The organism is Desulfovibrio faecalis (assembly GCF_053570625.1).
In genome coordinates this window covers 724546-746477 of the sequence record NZ_JBRBQR010000001.1, presented here as the reverse complement: position 1 = coordinate 746477, position 21932 = coordinate 724546, and the positions used below count along the sequence as shown (strand labels likewise).

Genomic DNA, 21932 nt, shown 5'->3' with positions numbered 1-21932 from the left:
TGTCTGAATGCTGCCTCTTTTTGTACAAACGGTTCTTGCGATTCTGGGCGTGCTCTGCTTCGGCTATGCCATCAAACGGGCTGTCAAACAGAGGAAGATAGACTGTCTTCTGTTCCTGATCGGCGGGCTGGTGCTTGTTTTTGCCGAATATTTTTCGTGGATTGACGGCTACTGGCTTTCGGTCATCAAGTTCATGGGCCTCAACGTTATTTTTGCCACCAGCCTGAACCTTGTGAACGGCTACATGGGCGAATTTTCCTGTGGTCACGCGGGTTTTATGTGCGTGGGGGCCTATGTGGGCGGGCTTATCTCCATCATTCTGTTCACCAAGAACAAAATGTTGGGCGCACCCCTGCTGCCGCCGGAACTCGCGCCCCTGCTCTTTCCCCTGGTGCTTGCCGCTGCAGGCGGCGTGGCGGCCCTCTTTGGCCTGCTGGTGGCCCTGCCTTCGTTCAAAACCCGTGACGACTATCTGGCAATCATCACCATTGCCGCCAACTACATCATCATTTCGCTCATCATCAATATTGACTTTGTGGGCGGCCCGCGCGGCCTTACGGGCATGCGCGGCGTGGTGCGCGCCATGGAGAACGTGGCCGACATCCCCTGGATGATGATCTGGATGCTGCTTGGCGTTATGATCACCACCATGATGCTGTACCGTCTGGTAAACAGTACCCTTGGCAAGGGCATACCTGCGGTGTGCCAGAACGAAGTTGCCGCAGAAATCATGAGCGTCAACACCAAGCGGGTGAAGCTCGTGGCCTTTATGGTCTCGGCGGGCATTGCCGGTGTGGCGGGCGCGCTTTATGCGCACATGTTCAGCTCCATCTACGCCAACAGCTTTGGTATCATGAAGTCCACCGAGGCCATGGTCATGGTGTACCTGGGCGGCATGGGTTCACTTTCCGGCTCGGTGCTCGCCGCCGTGATGTTTACTCTGCTGATCGAGCTTTTGCGCTTCGCCCTGCCCGCCATGAGCGACCTGGCCCACATGCTGCCCTTTGTGCCCAATTCGTTCAACATCAGCCAGGAATGGAAGTGGGTCATCATCCCGCTGATTCTCATTCTGCTCATGCAGTTCAGGCCCGAGGGCCTCTTGGGCAACAGGGAACTGACCGATGTGTTCCCCAAACTGAAACGGCTGGTAAGCTTCGGCAAGCGCGACTAAAGCAATTCCGGCCCCAGGGCGGCGCGTCCTGAAAGCGCCATTGATACAGATACAACCAGAACGAGTGGGGGCTGACCTTGGCACTGCTTGAAATGAAAGAAGTCACGCAACGCTTCGGCGGGCTGATTGCGTTAACGGATTTTTCCATCGCCGTGGAAGACCACTCCCTTGTGGGCCTTATCGGCCCCAACGGCGCGGGCAAAACAACGGTGTTCAATCTGGCATCCGGCTTTTATCACGCCACTGAGGGGCAGATTGTCTTTAACGGTCATACATACGATACACGCCTTGAGCCGCATCAGGTGACGGCCATGGGCATGGCCCGCACCTTTCAGAACATCCGCCTGTGGAACGACATGACAGTGCTCGACAACATCTGCGTGTCGCAATACCACAGGCTGGGATACGGGCTGCTTGACGCCTGGCTCTGCAACGAGCGCTACAGCCGCGAGGAAAAACGCGTGCGGCAAAAGGCCTCTAAGATTCTTGAAATCATGGAGCTGGCAGATGTTGCCAATGAATTTCCCAAAAACCTCCCCTACGGCCTGCAACGCCGGGTGGAGCTGGCCCGCGCCCTTTCCACAGACCCCAAGCTGCTGCTGCTTGATGAACCCGCCGCTGGCCTGAACTCCTCGGACGTGGACGGCCTCATCAAGCACATCCGCTGGATATTTGACGAATTCAAAATCGCCATCTGGATGATCGAGCATCAGATGAAGGTTGTCATGTCGCTGTGTCAGCACATTACCGTGGTGGAATTTGGCAAGACCATTGCCAAAGGCACGCCGCAGGAAATTCAGTCCAACCCCGATGTCATCAAGGCCTACTTGGGCGACGAGAACGTGTGATGCTACTGGAAGTTGAAAATCTCTACGCCGGCTATGGCAAGATTGAAGCCCTTCACGGCATTTCATTTCACGTGAACAAGGGCGAAATAGTCACCCTCATCGGGGCCAACGGCGCTGGCAAATCTACCACGCTCAAGGCCGTCATGCGCCTCACGCCGCCGGAATCGCCCACTGTTATCAGCGGCGACATCCGCTTTAACGGCGAATCCATCCTGAAAACAGAGCCGCACCATGTGGTGGCCCGCCTCAAGATGGATCTTGTGCCCGAAGGACGCCACATTTTCGGCAACCTCACGGTGAACGAAAACCTCAAGCTGGCTACCTGGACACGCAAGGACAACAATATCCAGCGGGATGTGGACAAGGTTTTTGAGCTTTTTCCGCGCCTTAAGGAACGCATGCACCAGCGCAGCGACACGCTCTCTGGCGGCGAACAGCAAATGCTGGCCGTGGGCCGCGCGCTCATGACCAACTGCTCGGTGCTCTTGCTGGATGAACCCTCCATGGGGCTTTCGCCCCTGCTGATGTACGACATGTTCCGTACCTTCAAGCAGCTCAACAGCGAAGGTCTGACCGTTGTGGTTGTGGAGCAGAACGCCCGCCTGGCGCTCCAGGTGGCGGATCGCGGCTACGTGCTCGACACAGGCAGCATCGTGGCAGAAGGTTCCGCCGCCCATCTGGCCGACACGCCGGAAATCAAGGCAGCCTATCTGGGCGCATAAGCCTGCTCTAGCATAACTATCAGCAATGACAAAGCCCCCGTTGAAAAACGGGGGCTTTGTGTTTTGCCGTGGCAGTACGAAAGCTATCTGGCAGCGGCAACCATTGCAGCGCCTATGCGGCGTGCCTGCTCCAGATCTTGCGGAAAATGCGCGTCGCGATAAGCGGCTTTTTCCGGCTCGGAGAACCGTTCGCACTTGTACTTGCTGTAGTCGTCAAACTGGTAGGTATTGGGCACATGCTGCACCTGCGGCTCCCCAAAAAGGCGGCCCACAAAGGTTTCCATGCCCTTGAGGTTCTGGCGGTAGCCGTACTGCTCCATTTCTTCGCTGCTCACGTTCATGGGGTAGATAAAGGCCGTGGGCATGCGCTTGGGCGCAAGCGAACTGTAGTCTTTGTCATACACGAAAAAGGGAAACATCAGGCGCTCAAGGAAGCTGCGCATCATACCAGTGACATTGCCAAAATAGATGGGGCTGCCAAAGATAAGCCCGTCCGCCTGCGAGAGCTTTTCCAGCACCGGGGCCAGATCATCCTTGACTGCGCAATGCCCATAGCTCTTGCCGCCAACCCTTTTACACGAAAAACAGCTTACGCAACCCTTGTAGCTGAGATCATACAGGTGGATCATCTCTGTTTCCACAGTTTCGCTACAGGGTGCGGCTGCGGCTCCATCCAGAGCTGCCTGAAGCAACTTTACGGTATTGAACTTCTTTCTCGGGCCACCGTTTATGGCGTAAATTTTCATTATATCCTCCTGTGGGAATAGGTTGATGGCAAGGGACTTCTTGACCACCATGTATACCTGCTCTAAAACTATTTTCGCAAGTACGCATTTTTTTCTTCCCTACTTTTAGCGAGCATACCATGACAAAATCTCCTTCACGCGCCGCCAGCGGCCTGTATGATGACAAGACTGAATGCCCCATCCTGCACGTTTTCAGGTGCATTGGCGGTAAGTGGAAGCTGCCCGTTCTGTGGCATCTGTCCGAAAAAGATACCATGCGCTACAACGAACTGAAACGCAGTGTACGGGGGGTCACCAATATGATGCTCACCAAATGCCTGCGCGAGCTGGAAGATTTTGGCCTTGTGCATCGCAGGCAGTACAACGAAATACCGCCAAAGGTGGAATATTCGCTCACAGAGCGCGGCAAAAAACTGCTCCCGGCGCTGGAGGCGCTTTACGCCTGGGGCCGGGAGCATCTGGATTTTGAAAAAAATGCGGAAAAGCTAGAAGCAGAAGATTGCGGCTGTCAGCCCCGCGCCTGCCCGGATAGTTTGGTAGACGTTTCGACGGATACTTCCAAGGGCGGCTCGGCTGCCTGAGCACATCCGGCCCCGCTACGGCAGTTTTCCACCACAATGCCGGTGATAATCAGCGCGCCACCAAGCAGGGTCGCCAGGGTCATCTGTTCACCCAGCAGGGCCGCGCCAAACAGCACCGCCGCCAGGGGATTGAGCGCAATGAATACGCCAGCGCGTGCCACGCCAATTTTCTGGATGCCGTCATAGTACCATATATAGGCCACGGCGGAGCCAACTATGCCCAGATAGAGCAGACTGAGCATCTCGCCGCTGCTGAACAGCGCCACAGCGGCAAAATCCAGTGCGCCTGTGCAGGCGGTATAGGCCGCCAGCATGAGGGTTCCGGCATAGATGGAGTACGTTACTGTGTGCAGCGGCCCAAGCTGCCGCACCACTGATTTGCAAAACACGCTGTAGGCGCTCCAGCTCAGCACGCAACCGCCTATAAGCGCCTCGCCCAGCCAGCCGCTGCCGCCAGCCCCTGCCCGCTGGGGATCGCCGCCGCCGACCACCAGAGCCACACCGCCGAAACACAGGGCAATGCCAAGCATTTTCAGCGCGCTCACGCGTTCACGGTAAAAAAGGTAGGCGATAAGGGCCATGACCGCCGGGTTCAGCGCCACAATCAGCGCCGCGCGCGAAGCGCTGATGTGCTGCAAGCCGCTGAAGAAGAAAAAACTGTACGAAAATATGCCGCAAAATCCCAGCAGGGTCACTACCAAGGCCTGCCCCACCGTCACGCGGCGAAAACCCTTGCCGGAAACCACAAGGAACAGACTCAGCGCCGCCGAGGCCAGCAAAAAACGCAGGCTGGCCGAAAACATGGGCGCAACGCCAGCCAGGCTCCTGCCCGCAATGAAAGTCCCGCCCCAGGCCACGGCCACAAGGGCCAGCCGCACGTATACGGCGGCGTCCCCCGCGCGTTCTTTTGCAACACTCATTTAATCCCTGACTTTGCTGAAATTCTGCGGTCAAAAGCTGTTCACAGATTGCACCCATTGCACCCGCGAGCCAATATGCATACACTTACGAGCATGTTTATTCATAGAGAAATGAGCAATAACTCATGGTAAATCGCAATGACGCTGACCCAGCTTGAAATATTTTCCACCGTGGCCGCGCGCCGTGGCTTCACTGCCGCCGCCCTGCAACTGGGCATTTCGCAATCGGGCGTATCCCACGCCATTGAAGCGCTTGAGCAGGAGTTTGGCGTGGCCCTGCTGCGGCGCGGCAAAAATCTGGAACTTACAGATGTGGGCGCTCGCCTGCTGCGTCAGGCTCAGGCCATGCTTGGGTTGGCGGAATCCATGCGGCAGGAGGCCTCGGACGCACGCGGCATGAAGCGCGGCACGTTGCGCATCGGTTCTTTTGGCCCCACAGCTTCGCTGCGTCTGCTGCCACCGGTGCTTGAAAAATACCGCGCGGTTTACCCCGGCATTGAAATCCATGTGGATGAAGGCCCTGACGGCGAGGTGGCCCAATGGCTCACAGACCACCGGGTGGACATTGGTTTTGTGACTCTGCCGGATGAACGGTTTGACACCTTCCCCCTCATGGAAGACCAGCTGGTGGCCCTGCTGCCGCTGGCGCACCCGCTGGTGAAAAAAAACGCCGTCACCCTTGAGGAACTCTGCGCCAGCCCCTTTGCCATGACCAGAGCCGGATCTGAAGACATTATCGGAGGTCTGTTCCGCGCGTTGCGCCTGCACCCCACTATCCGTTGGCGCTCGTTGCAGCTTGTGAGCACCATTGCCGCTGTGGCGCGGGGCGAGGCCGTGAGCATTGTGGCGGAATCCGCCCTGCCGTCAGATAAAGCACCGGGCTACGTCAAAAAGCCTCTCCGTCCTGCGGCCCGGCGTCAGGTAGCCCTGGCAGTGCCGGACGCGCGCCGCATGTCGCCCGCTGCGCGGGAGTTTATCCGCATGGCGCAGGAGGTTTTTCCGCATCCCGCGCAATCAGGCGCAAGGCCGACAAAACGATAAAATTGCCTGTTCCCCGGCAAAAGGTATAGACTGCTTCAAACGCACGGCTTCGCACAACAGAGGGGGTTCACCATGCATGTTCTCATTCTGGGCGGCACAGGCTTTGTGGGGCGATACATGGCAACGGCACTCATGCGCCAGGGCCTCACCGTAAGCGTGGTTTCACGCAGGGCGGGCAAGGACGGCAACGGCCCGAGACGCGTGGTTTGGAACGGCTGGGATGGAGCGGCCCTGGCCGGATTGCTGGACGGCGTGGACGCCATCATCAATCTACAAGGCGAGAATATCGGGGGAGGCCGCTGGACGCCGGAGCGCAAGCAGGCCATTGTGAACAGCCGGGTAGAAACCGGGCAAGCCTTGTGCGTTGCCCTGCGCCTGCGCAAGGAACAATCCCACCACGCGCCTGCGACCCTCTTGCAGGCTTCGGCCAGCGGATACTATGGCCTTTGGCAAAACAACGCGCCGGCCTGCGATGAAGGTGCCCCCTCCGGCACGGGATTTCTGGCCGAAACATGCCGCCAGTGGGAGCAAAGCACCGTGCCCGTTGAAGCATTGGGCATCCGCCGTTGCGTAATGCGCTTTGCCCCGGTGCTGGGCAAAAAGGCGGATGGAACCCCCGGCGGATTTCTGGAGCGCATGCTGCCGCCCTTCCGCATGTTCGTGGGTGGGCCGCTGGGCTCAGGCAAACAACCCTTCTGCTGGACACACCTTGAAGACGTAGCCGGAGCCGCCATCCTGCTGCTGCAAAGGCCCGACCTTGCGGGCACGTTCAACATCTGCGCGCCGCGCACCCCCAGCATGAGCGAATTTACCCACGCCCTTGGCAAGGCCTGCGGCAGGCCCTCGTGGCTGCCCGTGCCCGCACCGATACTGCGCCTGATGCTGGGGCAGATGGCTGATGAACTGCTGCTCGCAGGGCAAAACCCTGTTCCGGCGCGGCTACAGGCTGCTGGCTACGCCTTTCGCCAGCCAGATCTGGGTTCAGCCCTGCGGAGCGTGCTTATATAGAGCAGCTAGCACATTCTTCGTAAACAGCGATCGGGCAGTTTCACTGGCAATCTGCGTCTAGAAAGCCACCTGTTTTTGCGCGTTCCAGAGCGTTCGGTAGCCGAAATAGAGCGAACAGAAACAGCACAGGCACACGCAGGCGCAAATAGCCACCATGATGGTTATCTGGTACAGGATGGCAGTGGTGGGTGCGGTGCCGGAAAGTATCTGGCCTGTCATCATGCCGGGCAACACCACGATACCCATGCCCAGCATGGAGTTGAGCGTGGGCACGAGGGCGGTTTCCAACGCCTGGCACACAAAGGGAAAGAGCACCTTCTCCGGTGTGGCCCCTATGTTCAGCAGCGCCTCCACACGCGCCCGCTGCCCCTCAAGGCCGTTCCAGAAGGACTTGAGGCCCAGCGAAACACCCGTAAGCGCATTGCCCATGAGCATGCCGCTGATGGGGATGAGGTATTGCGGATCAAACACGCTTTGCCCCACAATACAGGTTACGAAAAATACGATGATTCCCAGACCGCAACTGGCAATGGAAACAGACACTATTACCCTAAAGCGCGGGTTGAGCCTTTTGTTGCGCGAAAGCACCAGATAGATGGTAAAAAATACCAGTATGAGCAGATAGCCCATGGTGAGCAGCGGGTGCGGATGTTCGAAAAGAAAAGTCAGCGCGTAGCCTGCGGCAATGAGCTGCAGGGTCATGCGCGCGCTTGCCAGCACCAGCAGTTTTGCCTGGTTGATGCGGCATTTTTTCATAACCGCCAGCACCACCAGCAAGAGCACATAGACGAGCAAAAACGAGCCTAACTGAATCTGGGCAACGCCGTTCATGGTTATTCTGCCTCTGCCCGAAGGCTGATGATGTCTTCCGCATGCCGTTCTGTCAGGGCGGGATCATGGCTCACGGCTACCACGGTCATGCCGCGCTCGCGACAAAAGGCCAGCACCTGCGCCATAAAGCGCTCTGCCGTTTCCTGATCCAGAGCCGAGGTGGGTTCATCCAGCATCAGCACCTTGGGCAGAAATGAAAGGCAGATTGCCAGAAACACACGCTGGCGTTCGCCGCCGGAAAGATGCACGCAGGGCGCATCCAGCGGGAAATTGGCGCAACACAGGCGCAGGAATTTCAGTTTGTCTTCCGCCGCAAGGTTGGCGGATTCCCTGGCTTCGCAAAAGGCGTCAAAATTCTCGCCCACTGTGCCTTCAAAAAGAAATACGGATTGCCCTGCCAGCAAAACCTCGCGCCTCAGGGCAATACTGTCGATGTCGGCCATGTCCTGCCCCTGGTACAGCACAGCGCCTGCCGTAGGGGCCAGCATTTTGTTGAACAGCCGCAGCAGCGTACTTTTGCCGCAGCCGCTGGGGCCGCTGATAAATGTGGCCTTGCCCTCTTCTATGTCCAGATCCTTGTAGGATATCTGGCCGTAGGCAAGACCGCGTGTCTGTATACAGGACATGGTTTCTCCTGATGCTGACGTGGTGCAGGACTATTCCGGCGTAGGCCATCCTACAGAGGAGCGCGGCAAGGTCAACAGCCTGTAAACGGTTTGTGCCGCGCAGCAGATTTTTTTTGCATCTGCGCCAGAATCATCATCCCTTGCGCGGGGCGGCTTCTGGGCGGTTTTTTTCAATCAGGCCGCCGTCTGCCGCAATCTGGGGCTGATGGGGCATTGTGCATTGGCGTGTATGAGGCTATGGTACGCTACCAAGTAATTTTTTATGTACAGGAACAGCATGTCCCCATCGTTCGAAGATTTTCATTTGTCCCCGGAATTATTGCAGGCCGTCAAGGATATGGGTTTTGAAGAACCCTCTCCTATTCAGGTGCTCGCCGTACCCTTCCTGCTGACTGGCCGCGACGCGGTAGGTCAGGCCCAGACCGGCACCGGCAAAACAGCCGCCTTTGGTATGCCCATTCTGGAAAAGCTCACCCCCACAAGGGCGGTGCAGTCGCTGGTACTTTGCCCCACGCGCGAGCTTGCCATTCAGGTAGCCGAAGAACTCAGCAAACTGGCCGCCCGCATGCGCGGCGTTGCCATTTTGCCCATATACGGCGGTCAGGCCATTGAACGCCAGCTCCGCGCTCTTGAACGCGGCGTGCAGGTGGTGGTAGGCACCCCTGGTCGCGTTATGGACCACCTCCAGCGCGGCACCCTCCGCCTGGGCGGCGCAACCACCATTGTGCTTGATGAAGCCGACGAAATGCTCGATATGGGCTTTCGCGAAGATATAGAAGCCATTCTGGAGCGGGTGCCCGCTGAATGCCAGCGCGTACTCTTCTCGGCCACCATGCCCCCGGCCATTTTGCAGTTGAGCAAACGCTTTCTGCGTGAGCCGGAAATGCTGGCCATTGCCCAGAAAACCCTGACAGTGCCCGCCATTGAGCAGGTTTACTACGAAGTGCGCCCCCATCAGAAGATGGACGCGCTGTGCCGTGTGCTGGACGCCCAGGGATTCCGCAAGGCCCTTGTGTTCTGCTCCACCAAGCGCAGCGTGGACGAAGTGACGGCCCACCTGCAACAGCGCGGCTATCAGAGCGATGGCCTGCACGGCGACCTTGCCCAGTCGCAGCGCGACAGGGTCATGCAGCGTTTTCGCGGTGAGGGGTTGGACATTCTGATCGCCACGGACGTTGCCGCGCGCGGTATTGACGTGGACGATGTGGATGCCGTGGTCAACTACGATATCCCCCATGACGCAGAGCGCTACGTGCACCGCATTGGCCGCACCGGGCGTGCTGGCCGCGTGGGCAAGGCCTTTACCTTTGTGACCCTGCGCGAGCAGCACAAGCTGCGCGATATTATCCGGCATACCAAGGCCCGCATTCAGCAGGAACGCCTGCCCTCCCTGCGCGACGTTGCCAACATCCGCACCTCGCGACTGCTGGACGAAGTGCGCGCCACGCTGACCGCCGGTGCGCTGGAAAGCTGCATGCAGATGGTGGAAGACTTTTTGTCCGAACAGTTTGCCGATGATGTCATCACCAGCCGAGATGTGGCCGCAGCCCTGCTCAAGCTGCTGATGCAGCGCGATTTTGGCGATGCCACCAACGTGCCCGAAGAAGACCCTCTGGCCGAAGCGCCGCGCCGCTTTGGCCGCGACGGTCGCGATGGCCGTGACGGATTCCGTCAGGGCGACCGCGATGGCGCGCGCCCGCGCCGTAACGATGCGCCCATGACACGCCTGCACATCAGCGTGGGCCATGCCCACAAGGTTTCGCCCGGCGAAATGGTGGGCGCTATCACTGGCGAATGCGGCATTGCTGGCCGCAGCATCGGCGCCATCAGCATTCAGAAGCATTTCAGCCTTGTTGAAGTGCAGAGCGAATTTGCCGATGACGTGCTGGCCGTTCTTAACCGGGGCGTGTTCATTGCCGGTACGCGCGTGACCGCCAAGCTCGACACTGGCGGCGGCTCGTTCCAGCGCAAGAGTTTTGGCCCCGGCCCCCGCGCGCCGCGTGGCCCCCGGCCCGGGTACCCTGCCCGCAATCAACGCGATGGCGGCGGTAACGGTGGTGGTGGCGGTAAGCGGTTTACGCACCCCGACAAATGGGGCAGAAAACCGCGCGGCGCTGAAGACGACAGGGATTAATCTTTGTTGCCAGCACAACGGCCCGTTGACTCCTGGAGTCAACGGGCCGTTTTATTTTCATCTACGTGCCGCTCTAACTGTTTGCATGAGGAACGAGAGCAGGCCCATTGCAGCGGCCACGCATCCGCCCCATTTGGACCACACAGGCCTGCACGGGCGGCTCCTTCCCAATCCTTGGGTAACGCCCCCATCTCAGATGCGCTTATCCCTTTCTATGTCCAAAAGAAAAAGGGCTTACGGAGATTATCCATAAGCCCTTGAAATATATGGTGGGTCGTGCGGGGATCGAACCTGCGACTCTCTGCTTAAAAGACTAAGTGCCATATTGTATATGGATTTTCATCTTTTGATATATTCTTTTAAAAACAGCTAGATATACATGTTAAAGGTTGTTTGACTTTACACCTATTGCTCACTATTTTTATGATCTGTGTGGGGAATGGTGTGGGGAAGAAATGAGGCTCTCTGCTTTTTGCTGTACTTGAGGTGATCCTATATGGCAACACAAAAACGCACAAAATCTAAAAAATATCCAGGTGTTTACTTTCGCGATGACGATAGCGGCAAAGAGAGAACATATTACATCCGTTATCGAATTGGCGGCAGAGAGGCGAAGCAGATTGAAGAACCTGTGGGGAAGGCCTCTGTTGGAATGACTGAGGCCAAAGCCAATCAAGTACGCATAGACAGGATGCGTGGTAAAGAATTGTCCAATACTGAGAAACGGCGTTGCCTAGAAGAGAAAAAAAAACTTTTACAATCCCGAGCAACTCTTGCCAAACTTTGGGAGCATTATGCTGCAATAAATGCTGGTAAAGCCATCCTGAAAACAGACGCGTGCCTATTCAAATATTTTCCTCACCTGCACGAAAAGACAACCGAGGAACTGACCACCAAGGACATTGATGATCTTCGTAATCAGCTGTCAGTACTCACCAAGCCGCGCAAAAAAGGCGGTGAAGCAAAGCCCCTATCCCCACAGACGATAAAGCATGTTTTGGCTTTTATTCGTAGACTTATCAACTTTGCAGTCAAGCGGGGGCTATGTGCCCAGCAGCCTACTCTTTATTTTGAAATGCCTGAAGTAGATAATGTTAAGACGGAAGCCTTAACGCTGGATCAAGTAACGAAGCTCAAGCAGGCGCTTGATGAAGAGGCAGATCAAGTTGCAGCGAGCTTTATTCGATTGGCCCTTACCACGGGCATGCGCAAAAGTGCGCTCATGTCTTTGCGCTGGGACGACATTGACTTCGAGAGAGGATTCATCACTCTGCGCGGGGATGCTGCTAAAAAAGGAAAGACTGAAACATCCCAATGTCACAGGCTGCTCGATCCATTCTAGTGCCCTTACCGCACGGCAGTAATTATGTCTTTCCCGGAAAGGATGGCGGACAAAGACAGGACTTCCGCCGTGTCGCACTTCGGGTCAAGAAGAAGGCAGGGCTTCCCGATGATTTCCGCCCCTTGCATGGATTGCGGCATGCATATGCGTCCTTTCTAGCGTCTAGTGGGAAAGTTGATCTATACACACTGCAAAAGTTACTGACTCATTCAAGCCCGCAAATGACCCAGCGATACGCCCACTTGGCCGATGAGGCCATGCAGCGGGCAGCCAGTGTCGCGGATGAAATATTTAATATTGATAGGGAGAAGAAGTGATATGCCAAACTCAGTCCTTGACCAGACGACGTTGGAAGAGTCCTTTTTCTTTTGTGAATATGCGAAGCGCAGGTTTGAAATGTCTTGCTATAATAATGGTGAGATAGAAAATACAATTAATATTGTCGGAAAAGTTTTAGAAGCGCATTATGAAGAAAAAAGTGTTGTTCCATATCCCATGAAAATGGATTTTCTTTCTGATGTTATTTATTGCTGTGAAGCAATGGGTATAAATATATTAATGATGCAATTTGGTGGTGTGTCTTTTGAAACTATGAATCTTGCATTCAAACATCTTAGAGAACAAATAGTACAGGTAATTAATAATATTAGTAATATTGGCATTCTCTTAGACATTGCTTCAAGATTTAGTGTGTCGCCGTCTTTTCTCCCCTTTCCGTACAAAATGGAAGATGTCGTGTTGAACTATAGAGCAAATAATGAACTACCTGCTGTTTTTAAATGCAGAGATATTGTAGAGCGAAAGTGTGTTGTCAAAGATTGTAATAACTCTATAATGTTTCTAGTCAATGCTCATATGTCTCTAAAGGAAACTATTAATGAACTTACAAGGCAAGCAACTCTTTTTAAGTCAAATAGTGACTATGAAAATTGTGAGCGATCTGATGTTATAAAAGAAGTCCATAGGCTTTCCAAGAGTGGGTCTTACAGGCAGACATTGCAGAATATATTTTATAAGGCTACTGGACTTATAATTTATGATTTCTGTGTTCTGCATAATGAAAATCTTGAATCAGCGCTAGAGCGGCATTCACGCAGTGATAAGAGCATTAAGTGCGATCCATTAAAAAAAAGCACAACAACAGACTGTATTCAATGTAAATATTATAGTGAATGCCGTAACATGTGGACTAAGCAATTTAAATATGCTGTTGAAAAAATTAGGGGGACACAAACAGCAGAGGAATGGATGAATCTTACAAAAAAGATATCAGATGCGAATAAACTTCAGAGGCGAACCATAGGTTTTTTTGAATATGAATTTGTCGACACTGCAACCTAGTGGTATAAATATTTTGGTTGAGATCTGAAACAGTATTAACTTGCCGTCATATATATGGTTCTATGTGATTCACATAAAAGCCTCTCCACTACGTCGCGAAGATATTACAGGGGAGGCTTTTTTACGCCCGGAATACCAGAGTCCTCATTCAGTCTGTAAGGAAATTGTTGTTTATAATTAGGATAAATTACTGTTAGTAGATTTAACCGCTTGTCGGTGTCTACGCGATCCCCCTATGTCCTTTCCTTCCTGTATAAAAATGGCCGTAACTCCCAGTTTAACCAAGGAGGTCGGCCATGTCTGCCATAGAATCAACTTGCCAATGCTTGACAGAGCAAGAAGTTTCAGCCCGAACCGGGTTGAGCCTCTCTACGCTTCGTGCTCACAGGTTTAAGCGCATAGGGTTTCCCTATATCAAAATAGGCCGCGCTGTGCGCTATCGCGTCTGTGACTTAGAAGCATTCCTTTCAAAGCACCTCATTGATCCGTCTTTGAACATCTAACGGCTTTTAAGCTGAGATGCTTTGAAAAAAGCGAGTTAGTACTAAACGTCTTGTACTGTGTGGTGCCGGTGCAAGCTACAAAACGAACATAATTATGATTATTGTGCTTCCCCAGCAGCCAATGCTGCTGAGGAGAACGCAACCATGGAAGGATGAATGAAGGCCGTTTGCGAATGAACGAAATGCAGAGAGCTGAATTGTCATCAATTGCAAAAGATGACCTATCAGAGCTAATTTCCGCGTTTTGAATACGCTTTTGGCTTCTAGGTCGGGTAGGATCAAACGTATTAATCTTGGAGTTTAACCTGTCACAGCTTGGCGCTTCAAAATTACCTTAACGCAAAAAACATTAGGAAATTCAGCAGGCAGGCCAATCTAAATTGGTCTGACTGAATAAAATTTCAGGAAATTTTTTATGCAGCACACCGACTTCATAGCATAGGCATTCCCTATTGCAAAATTGGGAGAACTGCTCGGTACAGTTGGGGTGAAGTCGCAGGCTTATGGCTAATAGTCGAATTGAATCTGCAGCCAGGCCATAATCGCAGGACGGACAATAGGCATGGGGTCTTAAAGAATCTGTAGCGCTCTATCAGTCTTCTCCTCATGCCGGTGAGGAGAAGACTGATAGCAAATAGAGGTCAATGTCATGAGAAAATTAGACAATAATGAAGACGGCAACTTTAATAAGAAAATTTCGAATAGCCCTGCAAACAAAAGAATTAACCTTCGAGAGAATCCATATGTTGCACGTATACGGGATGAAACAGAATCCATGCGCGCATATATCAATTATGAAACGGCGAAAGAACAAGTTCGACGAATAGATGACGCTAAGGATTTATGCGATGAAATAAAAAAGATGTCAGAGGATCTGAATTCAAATTTTTATTCTAATCTTGAAATATCAAACTCATTTGGAGATATTCACCTGGAAGATATCCCTGATGGCTTGAGAGGAAGCGTAAAGTACATAGCCGATAACACAGGATGGAGCTACCTCTCTGTGCTGCTATTTGTTTTATTTTCAATAGCAGCTGCTACACGAGGAAGATATATTGCAAAAATTAATGATGAATGGCTTGAGGCAATCACGCTTTATGTAATCGTTTGCGCAGAGTCCGGAAATATGAAGAGCAATCTATTGAAGTTAGTCATGAGACCTCATGAATCATTTGAAAATAGAAAACAAGCTCAGCATGCAGAAAAATTATCAAAATCCAACAATGTAGACATTGTTATTGCAAGAGAAATTGCGCTGAAGCAGTCCAAAAAAAATCATGGTAAAGACTTGGTTATTTGCAAAGAGGCTCTCAAAACGTTGGCCAATAATGTTCGCCATGATCGCAACATGATAAATGATTGCTGTCCAGTTGAGGAAGCCTCTGCTCTGCCAAGGGTATTTACCGAGGACACTTCTTATCCGAAATTATACGCGACCATGCAGGACAATGGTGGGGGTAGTACTTTTGCGAGCGCGGAAGGTAACACTTTTTTACATTTAGTGCTTGCTTCCAGGTCACCATTAGATATTTTCACGAAAGCTCATGGTTATGAAAAGTTTATTACAGAAACAAAACGCGATGGAACAAAAATTCTTCAACAGCCATTCTTAAACATAGGGATTGTAGTAAATCCAGATATTGCTCGACAACTGTACTCAAATGATAGGCTGGGCTTGCATGGCCTTTCTCCAAGATTTGCTGTTTGTTTCGGAGGAAAGCAGGATGAGATAGTTGAAGATAATTCAAGTAAATCAGATTATAATTCGTATTCAGAAAAAATTGAAAATTTACTTGAAGATAACTTCACACAAGAACCGTCAAGAAAATTGATTGAAATACAATTTTCTCCTGAAGCAAAAGAAGAGCTATTAATAATTTTAAAGGAAACTGAAAAGGAACAAAACCGAACACCAAAAGGGCAAACTCATTATCGAGCCTATCTCCGAAAGATTCGCGGTTTGGTCGCGAGGATTGCAACAATCCTCCATATCTGGGGGCATGCTAAACCTGATAACCATTTTGTATCCAAGAATGATGTGCTTATAGCTAAAAAAATTGTATACAGCATCAGCCTTCATGCAGAATACGCGTTTTCTGCAAATGGGTTGAGTGCATACTACGATGCTCAAAAGATATTAGACTGGATCAAGCGTCATAGGCATAGCTTTTTTACGTCAACGCAGGTTGCAAAAGGGATAGAAAAAATGAAAAACGACAATATCTTTCCTGCGCTTGATGCTCTTGAGAAGCTTAACATCATCCGTCAACTCATTACCCCAAGCAAGCCGCGCCTGTGTGTTGTTCATAAAAATTTCATTACCAGTGCCTGATAGGGATTATAATTCACTGCACCCCCATCTATTAGCTTTGAATAGATGGGGGTGTTGGCTTTGTCTGAGATTTTTCCCTTCAATATCTGAGTCTATCTTTTTCCATTTGAATCCTTTCATAATAGCATTACCTGTTAAAAATTAGGGACCTTATTGCAGTGGTCAAACCGTTTTGTACTACCATAAACTTTATCGCAAATATACTATGTGAAAATGGTCAGCATGTCTCAGAAGTAAATTTATTTATACTCCGTGTAGTGCGTACTTGTCTATCCCGGTTTTAGTAGTGTCTTAATAATAATCATAAAAGAACTATTTGCTGCAAGTGATAAATGCATCCTGTAAACGAAATTATAAACACAATGTTAATGCCATTTGTATGTTCATTAGCCATAGAAGTAATAACAACGACAGAGTTAAAGCAAGCTAAAGGAGATTGTCATGGCAAAAGACATCACGACTGGGAGAAAATACAGGGGCTACACAATCAACAATGGTCAAGATGGCAACCTTCATTGCCATACGAAAACATTAGACCAGATCATAGACACTGTTGAACTCATGGCAGCCAAACACTCAAAGGTGTTTTCAGTACGCCTTGACATTCAGAACACAGCAACTGGTCGTATCGGGAACAATGGGCAAGAGATTGACTATGCACTCGACAGCAAGGACATGACCAGGATTATTGAAAGTGCAACACGTACTCTAAACTCAAAGTCAAAGAATGGGAAAAATGATCCTGATGTGCATTGGGTATGGACAGCAGAAAAGACCTCACCAGATGACAAACCACACTTTCATGTAAATGCGTTTGTCAACGGCAATGCAATTCACAACGGCTATTCCGTCAAAGAAGCAGTGAGTAGAGCTGTCAAAAACAAACTGCAAAACGCAAATAACACTCCCAATGAAAGCTATGATGGGCTTGTTAACTTTTCTGGTAGCAATGGAGCCAAGGGGAAGCTCATAGAGCGCAATTCCCCTGAAGTCGAACAACAGATCAATGACGTAGTCTTTGCTGGTAGCTATTTGGCTAAAGTCCGCACCAAGGAATTCAACCCCAAGGGATCAAGGGTATCCTCATGCACAAGGATTTCTCGAAAATGATGATGCGAGTTGCGGAGGTAGTGGCATCCTCGAGACCTCTCGAATAAGCCTTTATGTTCGCAGGACATCGGGGTCCTGGTTTGTGTTGACTTTTTTTGTCAATCATCCCTACGCTAATTAAAAGGCCTGCTCGCAGACTTTATTGGTTGTTTTGGTGACTTCGGAGTTCCGAAGTGTGAAATAGTAAAAAAATACGAGGTGTTACTGTGTCTCTTGATCCGCCCAAGGTATCGACAAGTGCTCAATCTGTCCCCCAGAACACTGTGGGTGTTAGCTCAAAGATTGAGATGCTCAAGATATCAGAGATATCCCCTGATAATAATCAGCCCCGGCGCTATTTTGATAAACAGCAACTTGAAGAGTTGAAAGGCTCTATTAGTGTTAATGGAATTATTACTCCGATTCTATACCGGGTTGATGGCGATAAAAAAATAATCGTCTCCGGTGAGCGTAGATACAAGGCGGTATCTGAACTTGGTCTTGAAGAATTACCAGCTCAGTTTGTATCTGGAAATTACAGGGTCATTGCTTTGACCGAAAATTTGCAGCGCAATTCTCTTCTGCCCATGGAAGAAGCACGAGCCATCCAGGATATCATCAATGCATCTGGTTTAGCTCAACAAAACGTTGCAGTTCAATTGGGCAAGGCAGAAAGTACCATCTCTGAGATACTCAAGCTCAATAGCCTCCCATCTGGCATACAAGAAGCGGCTATTACGAGTCCCCTTTGGTCGCGCAATAAACTGCTTAAACTTTCAAAATTAAAAGATGATAAGCAGCAAGCTGAATTCAAAAAGATGCTAGAGGCCATCGAAAAGAAGGAAGCAGCCAAAAATTCGCGAGATTCTAGTTCTGGTGAAGCAGGGCAGAAACCTACTGCCCAACCGCCAAATATGTCCCAAATGGACCGTAGATTGAACGTATTCAAAGGTCACATCCAAAAGTTGCGCGATAGAATCAAGAAAGATGTAGAAAAAATAACGGATGCTCGTTTTAGAGAAGGCATTGAAAAGGAGATACGAGCTCTACTGGATGAAGTCTCTGCCTATCAGAAAGGCAAATCCGAAGAGAATTAACTGTTTCACTCAAAATATTTGAGGGTGTTGCTTTACTGGCAACACCCTTTTTATTTTATTATCTGCTTATTATATGCATTCCCACACCAACCCTTATCAGCCCAACAGGCAGGAGAACACATGCAACAATACTGGCAACGCAATTTTGAGCGTTCTGAAAGCCTAATAAACCACGGCCTCGGTACAGAAGCCTTTTTTAGGTCTATCGAACAGGAATTACCGCCTGTTGTCTCAAGAGCAGAGCTGGCGAAGGCCACAGGCGGGCTGATCTCACCAAAAACGCTGTCCAATGAAGACGCTTTGCACAAAGGTCCCGCAGAGCGTGTACGGGCAGGGTCAAAAATTGGCTACACCCGCGCCTCAGCCATGGCGTACATTCGGAAAAAATTTAAACTGTTATGAAAAATTTGAGGTGATTATGTACGGTTTTACCCCGCGCAGTGCCAATCAGCCTGCTTCTGACAAGCAACTTTGCTATGCCTATGACCTCGCGGAGCGGCAGGGCCTAGACGCTGAAGCGCTTTGCTCAATACACTTCAGTAAAGAATTTGCTGAGATGACTGAGGTAGGCTGGAAAAAACGGACGCCATAGTTCATATCCATATGAGGAGGTTCTATGACGAAAACACCACGAGGACGTTATTCACAGGAATTGAGGCAGCAAGCCGTCACCATGGCGGTTGAGGATGGCTTCGGCGTAACGGAAACAGCGCGAAGGTTGTCTGTTCCTATGAAAACTTTAGCGAATTGGGTTACGCAGTACCGACTGGACAAGCACGAGTTCGCCTTGAAGCCGGGCGTGAGTGAGCAGGATGCGGAGTTGGCGCGGTTGAAGAAAGAAAACGCCCTGCTGCGTATGGAGCGCGACATTCTAAAAAAAGCGGCGGCGTACTTTGCCAAAGAGTCGCTGTGAGGTACGCCGCAGTCAGTGCTTTGCGACACCGATATCCTGTCCGTTTTATTTGCCTGGTTTTGCACGCATCTGTCAGTGGATACTACGCCTGGCTCAAACGCGACGCTGCCCCATCAAACAAGACAACTCGTCTGGAGGCCGAGGTTCTGGCTGCCCACCAGAGAACACGCGGCACATACGGCGCGGAGCGGTTGCACCGGGAACTCGTGGCAAGCGGTTGTGCCGTCAGCCTCTGGAAGGTCAAGCAGCTCCGCCGTGAACTGGGCCTCGTCTGTAAGCGCAAACGACGGGTTATCCGCACCACGGAGTCAAATCACGCGTTGCCGGTCGCTTCCAATCTTCTGAACCGTGACTTCACGCCGGGCGAACACAACCGCGTGTGGGTGAGTGACATAACCTATATCCCCACACGGCAGGGCTGGGTATATCTTGCCGGAATCAAAGATTTACACAGCCGGGAAATTGTCGGCTTCAGCCTGGCTGAGCGTATGGATACCGGGCTTGTCTTGGCTGCATTGATGAAGGCGGTGCGTTTCCACCGCCCACCTGTGGGACTGATTCTGCATTCGGATCGCGGCAGCCAGTATTGCAGCGCAGCTTATCAGAAAAAGCTCCACGCATATGGTCTGATCTGTTCCATGAGCAAAAAAGGGGATTGTTACGACAACGCCCCCATGGAGAGCTTCTGGGGCTTATTGAAGAATGAGTTGGTCCATCGCAAAAGCTACAGATCACAGGCAGAAGCAATTACAGATGTGACAGAGTATATTGAGGTTTTTTATAATCGACAAAGACGCCAGGCAGCACTTGGCTATCTCTCACCGGCGGCGTTTGTCAGAAGCGGGATGATGAAACCAAAGCTGCCGATTGCCGCTTAACATGGCGTTCGAATTTGACGACCTACCTCACTTTGCCCAGGAGTATCTGGTCGGAACCGGCAAGAACTGCACAAGGCATTTCAAGCGCGTCGAAGAGGCCGACCAAGCCCTGTGGGCCGGCGTGCTGAACTTCTGGTTCCTCGGACGTGTGTTCGACCGGGTGCGGTCGTGATCCCGGTTCCGCAGGCGGCCATCGATCTGGCCAAGCGTTTCGAGGGCTTTCACCGCGTGCCGAAGAACGATCCCGGCCGCGCGCATCCCTACGTCTGCCCAGCCGGCTACTGGACCATCGGCTACGGCCACCTCTGCGATCCGAAGCACCCACCGATCACGGAGACCGACGCAGAGCGCTACCTGGCTGCCGACCTCATGACGGCATTGAACGCGACGCTGCGCTACTGCCCGGTGCTGGCCACCGAGCCAGAAAAGCGACTCGCGGCCATCGTCGACTTCACCTTCAACCTCGGCGCGGGGCGACTTCAAACGTCGACGCTGCGGCGGCGGATAAACCAGCGGGACTGGCATAGTGCGGGCCAAGAGCTGCGGCGCTGGGTCTATGGCGGCGGCAGGGTGCTGCCGGGGCTTGTCACGCGGCGGGAGGCTGAGGCCACTTGCCTGCTCCGCGCCGCCTGATAGACCGGGTCGATTCAATCAAATCCCCGGTTGCAGCTCCACACGCACTTCGCGCGTTTTGCCGGCCCGTTCCACTGACAAGACCACCACATCGCCGACCTTCCTGTCGTCTAGCCGCGCGAGCAGCTTAGCCACATCGTCCGTCGCCTTGCCATCAACACCGATGATGCGGTCGCCGGGCACGATGCCTTGTGGCGTGACTTCGACACCCGCGAGGCCGGCCTTGTGCGCTGCCGAACCAGGGGTAACACGCAGCACGAACACGCCCTTGCTTCCAGTCAGCGCCAGCAGGCGCTGATTGAGCTGTTCGTCCACCTCAATGCCCAGCGCCGGACGGATGTACTTACCGGTCTTGATGAGTTGCGGGACTACGCGCATGACGGTGTCCACCGGCACGGCGAAACCAATCCCGGCCGAGGCGCCGGAGGGGCTATAGATCGCCGTGTTGATGCCGATGAGCCTTCCTGCCGAATCGAGCAGCGGCCCACCGGAGTTGCCAGGGTTGATGGCGGCGTCGGTCTGGATCAGGTGATCGATGGCCGGGCCGCCCGCTTCTCCGGGTAACGAGCGGTCGAGCGCGGAGACGATACCGGTGGTGAGCGTCCAGTCCAGGCCGAAGGGGTTGCCGATGGCAAAGACCTTTTGACCCACCTTGAGGTCGGCGCTGGTGCCGATCGGCACGGCAGGCGGGCGCTTGAAACCGACGCCGATCTTGAGCACAGCGATGTCGTGCGCGGGGCTTGCCCCCACCAGCGCGGCTTGGTAGTCGCGGCCGTCGGCGAGTTTGACGGTGGCTTCGGACGCACCCTGGATGACGTGGAAGTTGGTGACAACGTGGCCGGCGTCGTCCCAGATGAAGCCCGAGCCGGTGCCGCGCGGCACGGAGAAGACATTGCGCGTCCAGACGTCTCGTACCAGCTGTGCGGTGGTGATATACACCACCGAGGCGCGCGATTTTTCGAACAGTTCGATGGTGGCCTTCTCGTCCGCCGCCAGATCGCCACGCGCCGTCACGGTGCGTTCTGCCACCTCGCGCGGACTGAACCAGGCCTCGATAGCGGGCAGAAACTGCCACAGCAGCATGAGCGCGGCAATGCAGACGGTGATGAAGAGCCAGCGACGGATAAAGTGGTCCTGTGGCGGGCGCGCGTACGGGTCGGGGTAGGCCATGAG

23 protein-coding genes are annotated in these 21932 nt (G+C 52.6%); 18 read left to right on the top strand and 5 right to left on the bottom strand.

All coding sequences use genetic code 11. The features are described from left to right. The first annotated feature begins 7 nt into the window (after window positions 1–7). The 3 genes from ACUZ79_RS03275 to ACUZ79_RS03265 all read left to right on the top strand — a co-directional run bounded on the left by ACUZ79_RS03275 (window position 8) and on the right by ACUZ79_RS03265 (window position 2741). Window positions 8–1171 (top strand): branched-chain amino acid ABC transporter permease, encoded by a 1164-nt coding sequence (locus ACUZ79_RS03275; RefSeq protein ID WP_240823543.1) that lies wholly within the window; start codon window positions 8–10, stop codon window positions 1169–1171. Window positions 1172–1248: 77 nt separating this feature from the next. Further along, window positions 1249–2019: an ABC transporter ATP-binding protein gene (locus ACUZ79_RS03270; protein ID WP_192112140.1), complete on the top strand. Its 771-nt coding sequence runs from the start codon at window positions 1249–1251 to the stop codon at window positions 2017–2019. Further along, complete coding sequence (locus tag ACUZ79_RS03265) at window positions 2019–2741, top strand: ABC transporter ATP-binding protein (RefSeq protein WP_209819340.1); 723 nt, start codon at window positions 2019–2021, stop codon at window positions 2739–2741. Before ACUZ79_RS03270 ends, ACUZ79_RS03265 begins: the two co-directional genes overlap by 1 nt. A gap of 83 nt (window positions 2742–2824) precedes the next feature. On the opposite strand, the gene ACUZ79_RS03260 is transcribed toward ACUZ79_RS03265, so the two are convergent. Next, window positions 2825–3487 (bottom strand): flavodoxin family protein, encoded by a 663-nt coding sequence (locus tag ACUZ79_RS03260; protein WP_449250689.1) that lies wholly within the window; start codon window positions 3485–3487, stop codon window positions 2825–2827. A 119-nt stretch (window positions 3488–3606) separates the two neighbouring features. On the opposite strand from ACUZ79_RS03260, the gene ACUZ79_RS03255 reads away from it, so the two are divergent. Next, window positions 3607–4068, top strand: coding sequence for a winged helix-turn-helix transcriptional regulator (locus tag ACUZ79_RS03255; protein WP_449250688.1), 462 nt, complete (start codon window positions 3607–3609; stop codon window positions 4066–4068). Here ACUZ79_RS03255 and ACUZ79_RS03250 read toward each other — a convergent pair. After that, complete coding sequence (locus ACUZ79_RS03250; RefSeq protein ID WP_449250687.1) at window positions 3996–4988, bottom strand: DMT family transporter; 993 nt, start codon at window positions 4986–4988, stop codon at window positions 3996–3998. The genes ACUZ79_RS03255 and ACUZ79_RS03250 overlap by 73 nt on opposite strands. A 138-nt stretch (window positions 4989–5126) precedes the next feature. Here ACUZ79_RS03250 and ACUZ79_RS03245 point away from each other — a divergent pair, with 138 nt between their 5' ends. Continuing rightward, a complete protein-coding gene (locus ACUZ79_RS03245) occupies window positions 5127–6029 on the top strand; it encodes a LysR family transcriptional regulator (protein ID WP_449250686.1) in 903 nt (300 codons plus the stop codon). Window positions 6030–6101: 72 nt separating this feature from the next. Beyond that, on the top strand, window positions 6102–7037 hold the full coding sequence (locus ACUZ79_RS03240) for a TIGR01777 family oxidoreductase (RefSeq protein WP_449250685.1): 936 nt from the start codon (window positions 6102–6104) through the stop codon (window positions 7035–7037). Window positions 7038–7094: 57 nt separating this feature from the next. Here ACUZ79_RS03240 and ACUZ79_RS03235 read toward each other — a convergent pair whose 3' ends face one another. Together ACUZ79_RS03235 and ACUZ79_RS03230 are read right to left on the bottom strand one after the other, a co-directional pair. Next, window positions 7095–7868, bottom strand: coding sequence for an ABC transporter permease (locus ACUZ79_RS03235; RefSeq protein ID WP_297892888.1), 774 nt, complete (start codon window positions 7866–7868; stop codon window positions 7095–7097). Window positions 7869–7870: 2 nt separating this feature from the next. Then, window positions 7871–8494, bottom strand: coding sequence for an ABC transporter ATP-binding protein (locus tag ACUZ79_RS03230; protein ID WP_449250684.1), 624 nt, complete (start codon window positions 8492–8494; stop codon window positions 7871–7873). A 277-nt stretch (window positions 8495–8771) separates the two neighbouring features. Here ACUZ79_RS03230 and ACUZ79_RS03225 point away from each other — a divergent pair, with 277 nt between their 5' ends. From ACUZ79_RS03225 to ACUZ79_RS03170, 12 genes are all read left to right on the top strand, one after another. Continuing rightward, a complete protein-coding gene (locus ACUZ79_RS03225; RefSeq protein ID WP_240823535.1) occupies window positions 8772–10628 on the top strand; it encodes a DEAD/DEAH box helicase in 1857 nt (618 codons plus the stop codon). A gap of 496 nt (window positions 10629–11124) precedes the next feature. Further along, the gene (locus ACUZ79_RS03220; protein WP_449250683.1) at window positions 11125–11970 is read left to right on the top strand and encodes a tyrosine-type recombinase/integrase; all 846 of its coding nucleotides are present in this window, start codon (window positions 11125–11127) and stop codon (window positions 11968–11970) included. Then, the gene (locus ACUZ79_RS03215; protein WP_449250682.1) at window positions 11943–12287 is read left to right on the top strand and encodes a tyrosine-type recombinase/integrase; all 345 of its coding nucleotides are present in this window, start codon (window positions 11943–11945) and stop codon (window positions 12285–12287) included. Before ACUZ79_RS03220 ends, ACUZ79_RS03215 begins: the two co-directional genes overlap by 28 nt. Window position 12288: 1 nt before the next feature. Next, the gene (locus tag ACUZ79_RS03210) at window positions 12289–13311 is read left to right on the top strand and encodes a hypothetical protein (protein WP_256267763.1); all 1023 of its coding nucleotides are present in this window, start codon (window positions 12289–12291) and stop codon (window positions 13309–13311) included. A gap of 296 nt (window positions 13312–13607) precedes the next feature. Further along, window positions 13608–13814 (top strand): helix-turn-helix transcriptional regulator, encoded by a 207-nt coding sequence (locus ACUZ79_RS03205; protein WP_192112127.1) that lies wholly within the window; start codon window positions 13608–13610, stop codon window positions 13812–13814. Between the two features lie 649 nt (window positions 13815–14463). Continuing rightward, window positions 14464–16149, top strand: coding sequence for a DUF3987 domain-containing protein (locus ACUZ79_RS03200; protein ID WP_256267764.1), 1686 nt, complete (start codon window positions 14464–14466; stop codon window positions 16147–16149). Between the two features lie 441 nt (window positions 16150–16590). Then, the gene (locus tag ACUZ79_RS03195; RefSeq protein ID WP_449250681.1) at window positions 16591–17259 is read left to right on the top strand and encodes a YagK/YfjJ domain-containing protein; all 669 of its coding nucleotides are present in this window, start codon (window positions 16591–16593) and stop codon (window positions 17257–17259) included. Between the two features lie 206 nt (window positions 17260–17465). Continuing rightward, window positions 17466–18335, top strand: coding sequence for a ParB/RepB/Spo0J family partition protein (locus ACUZ79_RS03190; protein WP_449250537.1), 870 nt, complete (start codon window positions 17466–17468; stop codon window positions 18333–18335). A gap of 120 nt (window positions 18336–18455) precedes the next feature. Continuing rightward, a complete protein-coding gene (locus ACUZ79_RS03185) occupies window positions 18456–18737 on the top strand; it encodes a hypothetical protein (RefSeq protein WP_449250538.1) in 282 nt (93 codons plus the stop codon). 214 nt (window positions 18738–18951) lie between these two features. After that, window positions 18952–20126 (top strand): IS3 family transposase gene (locus tag ACUZ79_RS03180; RefSeq protein ID WP_227119549.1). Its coding sequence is split into 2 segments (ribosomal slippage): window positions 18952–19219 and window positions 19219–20126, totalling 1176 coding nucleotides; the frame shifts between segments, so codons are not numbered across the junction. Window position 20127: 1 nt separating this feature from the next. Further along, complete coding sequence (locus tag ACUZ79_RS03175) at window positions 20128–20298, top strand: hypothetical protein (RefSeq protein WP_256186077.1); 171 nt, start codon at window positions 20128–20130, stop codon at window positions 20296–20298. Continuing rightward, window positions 20295–20759 (top strand): lysozyme, encoded by a 465-nt coding sequence (locus tag ACUZ79_RS03170; protein WP_192112122.1) that lies wholly within the window; start codon window positions 20295–20297, stop codon window positions 20757–20759. Before ACUZ79_RS03175 ends, ACUZ79_RS03170 begins: the two co-directional genes overlap by 4 nt. A gap of 18 nt (window positions 20760–20777) precedes the next feature. Here the strand turns inward: ACUZ79_RS03170 and ACUZ79_RS03165 are convergent, their stop codons facing one another. After that, window positions 20778–21929, bottom strand: coding sequence for a S1C family serine protease (locus ACUZ79_RS03165; RefSeq protein WP_192112121.1), 1152 nt, complete (start codon window positions 21927–21929; stop codon window positions 20778–20780). Window positions 21930–21932 lie beyond the last annotated feature (3 nt).

Excerpts from the sequence above, each read along its gene's own strand:
- ACUZ79_RS03205 (WP_192112127.1), top strand. The coding sequence starts at position 13,608 with ATGTCTGCCATAGAATCAACTTGCCAATGCTTGACAGAGCAAGAAGTT.
- ACUZ79_RS03275 (WP_240823543.1), top strand. The coding sequence starts at position 8 with ATGCTGCCTCTTTTTGTACAAACGGTTCTTGCGATTCTGGGCGTGCTC.
- ACUZ79_RS03230 (WP_449250684.1), bottom strand. The coding sequence starts at position 8,494 with ATGTCCTGTATACAGACACGCGGTCTTGCCTACGGCCAGATATCCTAC.
- ACUZ79_RS03240 (WP_449250685.1), top strand. The coding sequence starts at position 6,102 with ATGCATGTTCTCATTCTGGGCGGCACAGGCTTTGTGGGGCGATACATG.
- ACUZ79_RS03220 (WP_449250683.1), top strand. The coding sequence starts at position 11,125 with ATGGCAACACAAAAACGCACAAAATCTAAAAAATATCCAGGTGTTTAC.
- ACUZ79_RS03195 (WP_449250681.1), top strand. The coding sequence starts at position 16,591 with ATGGCAAAAGACATCACGACTGGGAGAAAATACAGGGGCTACACAATC.
- ACUZ79_RS03250 (WP_449250687.1), bottom strand. The coding sequence starts at position 4,988 with ATGAGTGTTGCAAAAGAACGCGCGGGGGACGCCGCCGTATACGTGCGG.
- ACUZ79_RS03260 (WP_449250689.1), bottom strand. The coding sequence starts at position 3,487 with ATGAAAATTTACGCCATAAACGGTGGCCCGAGAAAGAAGTTCAATACC.
- ACUZ79_RS03185 (WP_449250538.1), top strand. The coding sequence starts at position 18,456 with ATGCAACAATACTGGCAACGCAATTTTGAGCGTTCTGAAAGCCTAATA.
- ACUZ79_RS03245 (WP_449250686.1), top strand. The coding sequence starts at position 5,127 with ATGACGCTGACCCAGCTTGAAATATTTTCCACCGTGGCCGCGCGCCGT.
- ACUZ79_RS03175 (WP_256186077.1), top strand. The coding sequence starts at position 20,128 with ATGGCGTTCGAATTTGACGACCTACCTCACTTTGCCCAGGAGTATCTG.
- ACUZ79_RS03165 (WP_192112121.1), bottom strand. The coding sequence starts at position 21,929 with ATGGCCTACCCCGACCCGTACGCGCGCCCGCCACAGGACCACTTTATC.
- ACUZ79_RS03210 (WP_256267763.1), top strand. The coding sequence starts at position 12,289 with ATGCCAAACTCAGTCCTTGACCAGACGACGTTGGAAGAGTCCTTTTTC.
- ACUZ79_RS03235 (WP_297892888.1), bottom strand. The coding sequence starts at position 7,868 with ATGAACGGCGTTGCCCAGATTCAGTTAGGCTCGTTTTTGCTCGTCTAT.
- ACUZ79_RS03225 (WP_240823535.1), top strand. The coding sequence starts at position 8,772 with ATGTCCCCATCGTTCGAAGATTTTCATTTGTCCCCGGAATTATTGCAG.
- ACUZ79_RS03215 (WP_449250682.1), top strand. The coding sequence starts at position 11,943 with ATGTCACAGGCTGCTCGATCCATTCTAGTGCCCTTACCGCACGGCAGT.
- ACUZ79_RS03200 (WP_256267764.1), top strand. The coding sequence starts at position 14,464 with ATGAGAAAATTAGACAATAATGAAGACGGCAACTTTAATAAGAAAATT.
- ACUZ79_RS03255 (WP_449250688.1), top strand. The coding sequence starts at position 3,607 with ATGACAAAATCTCCTTCACGCGCCGCCAGCGGCCTGTATGATGACAAG.
- ACUZ79_RS03265 (WP_209819340.1), top strand. The coding sequence starts at position 2,019 with ATGCTACTGGAAGTTGAAAATCTCTACGCCGGCTATGGCAAGATTGAA.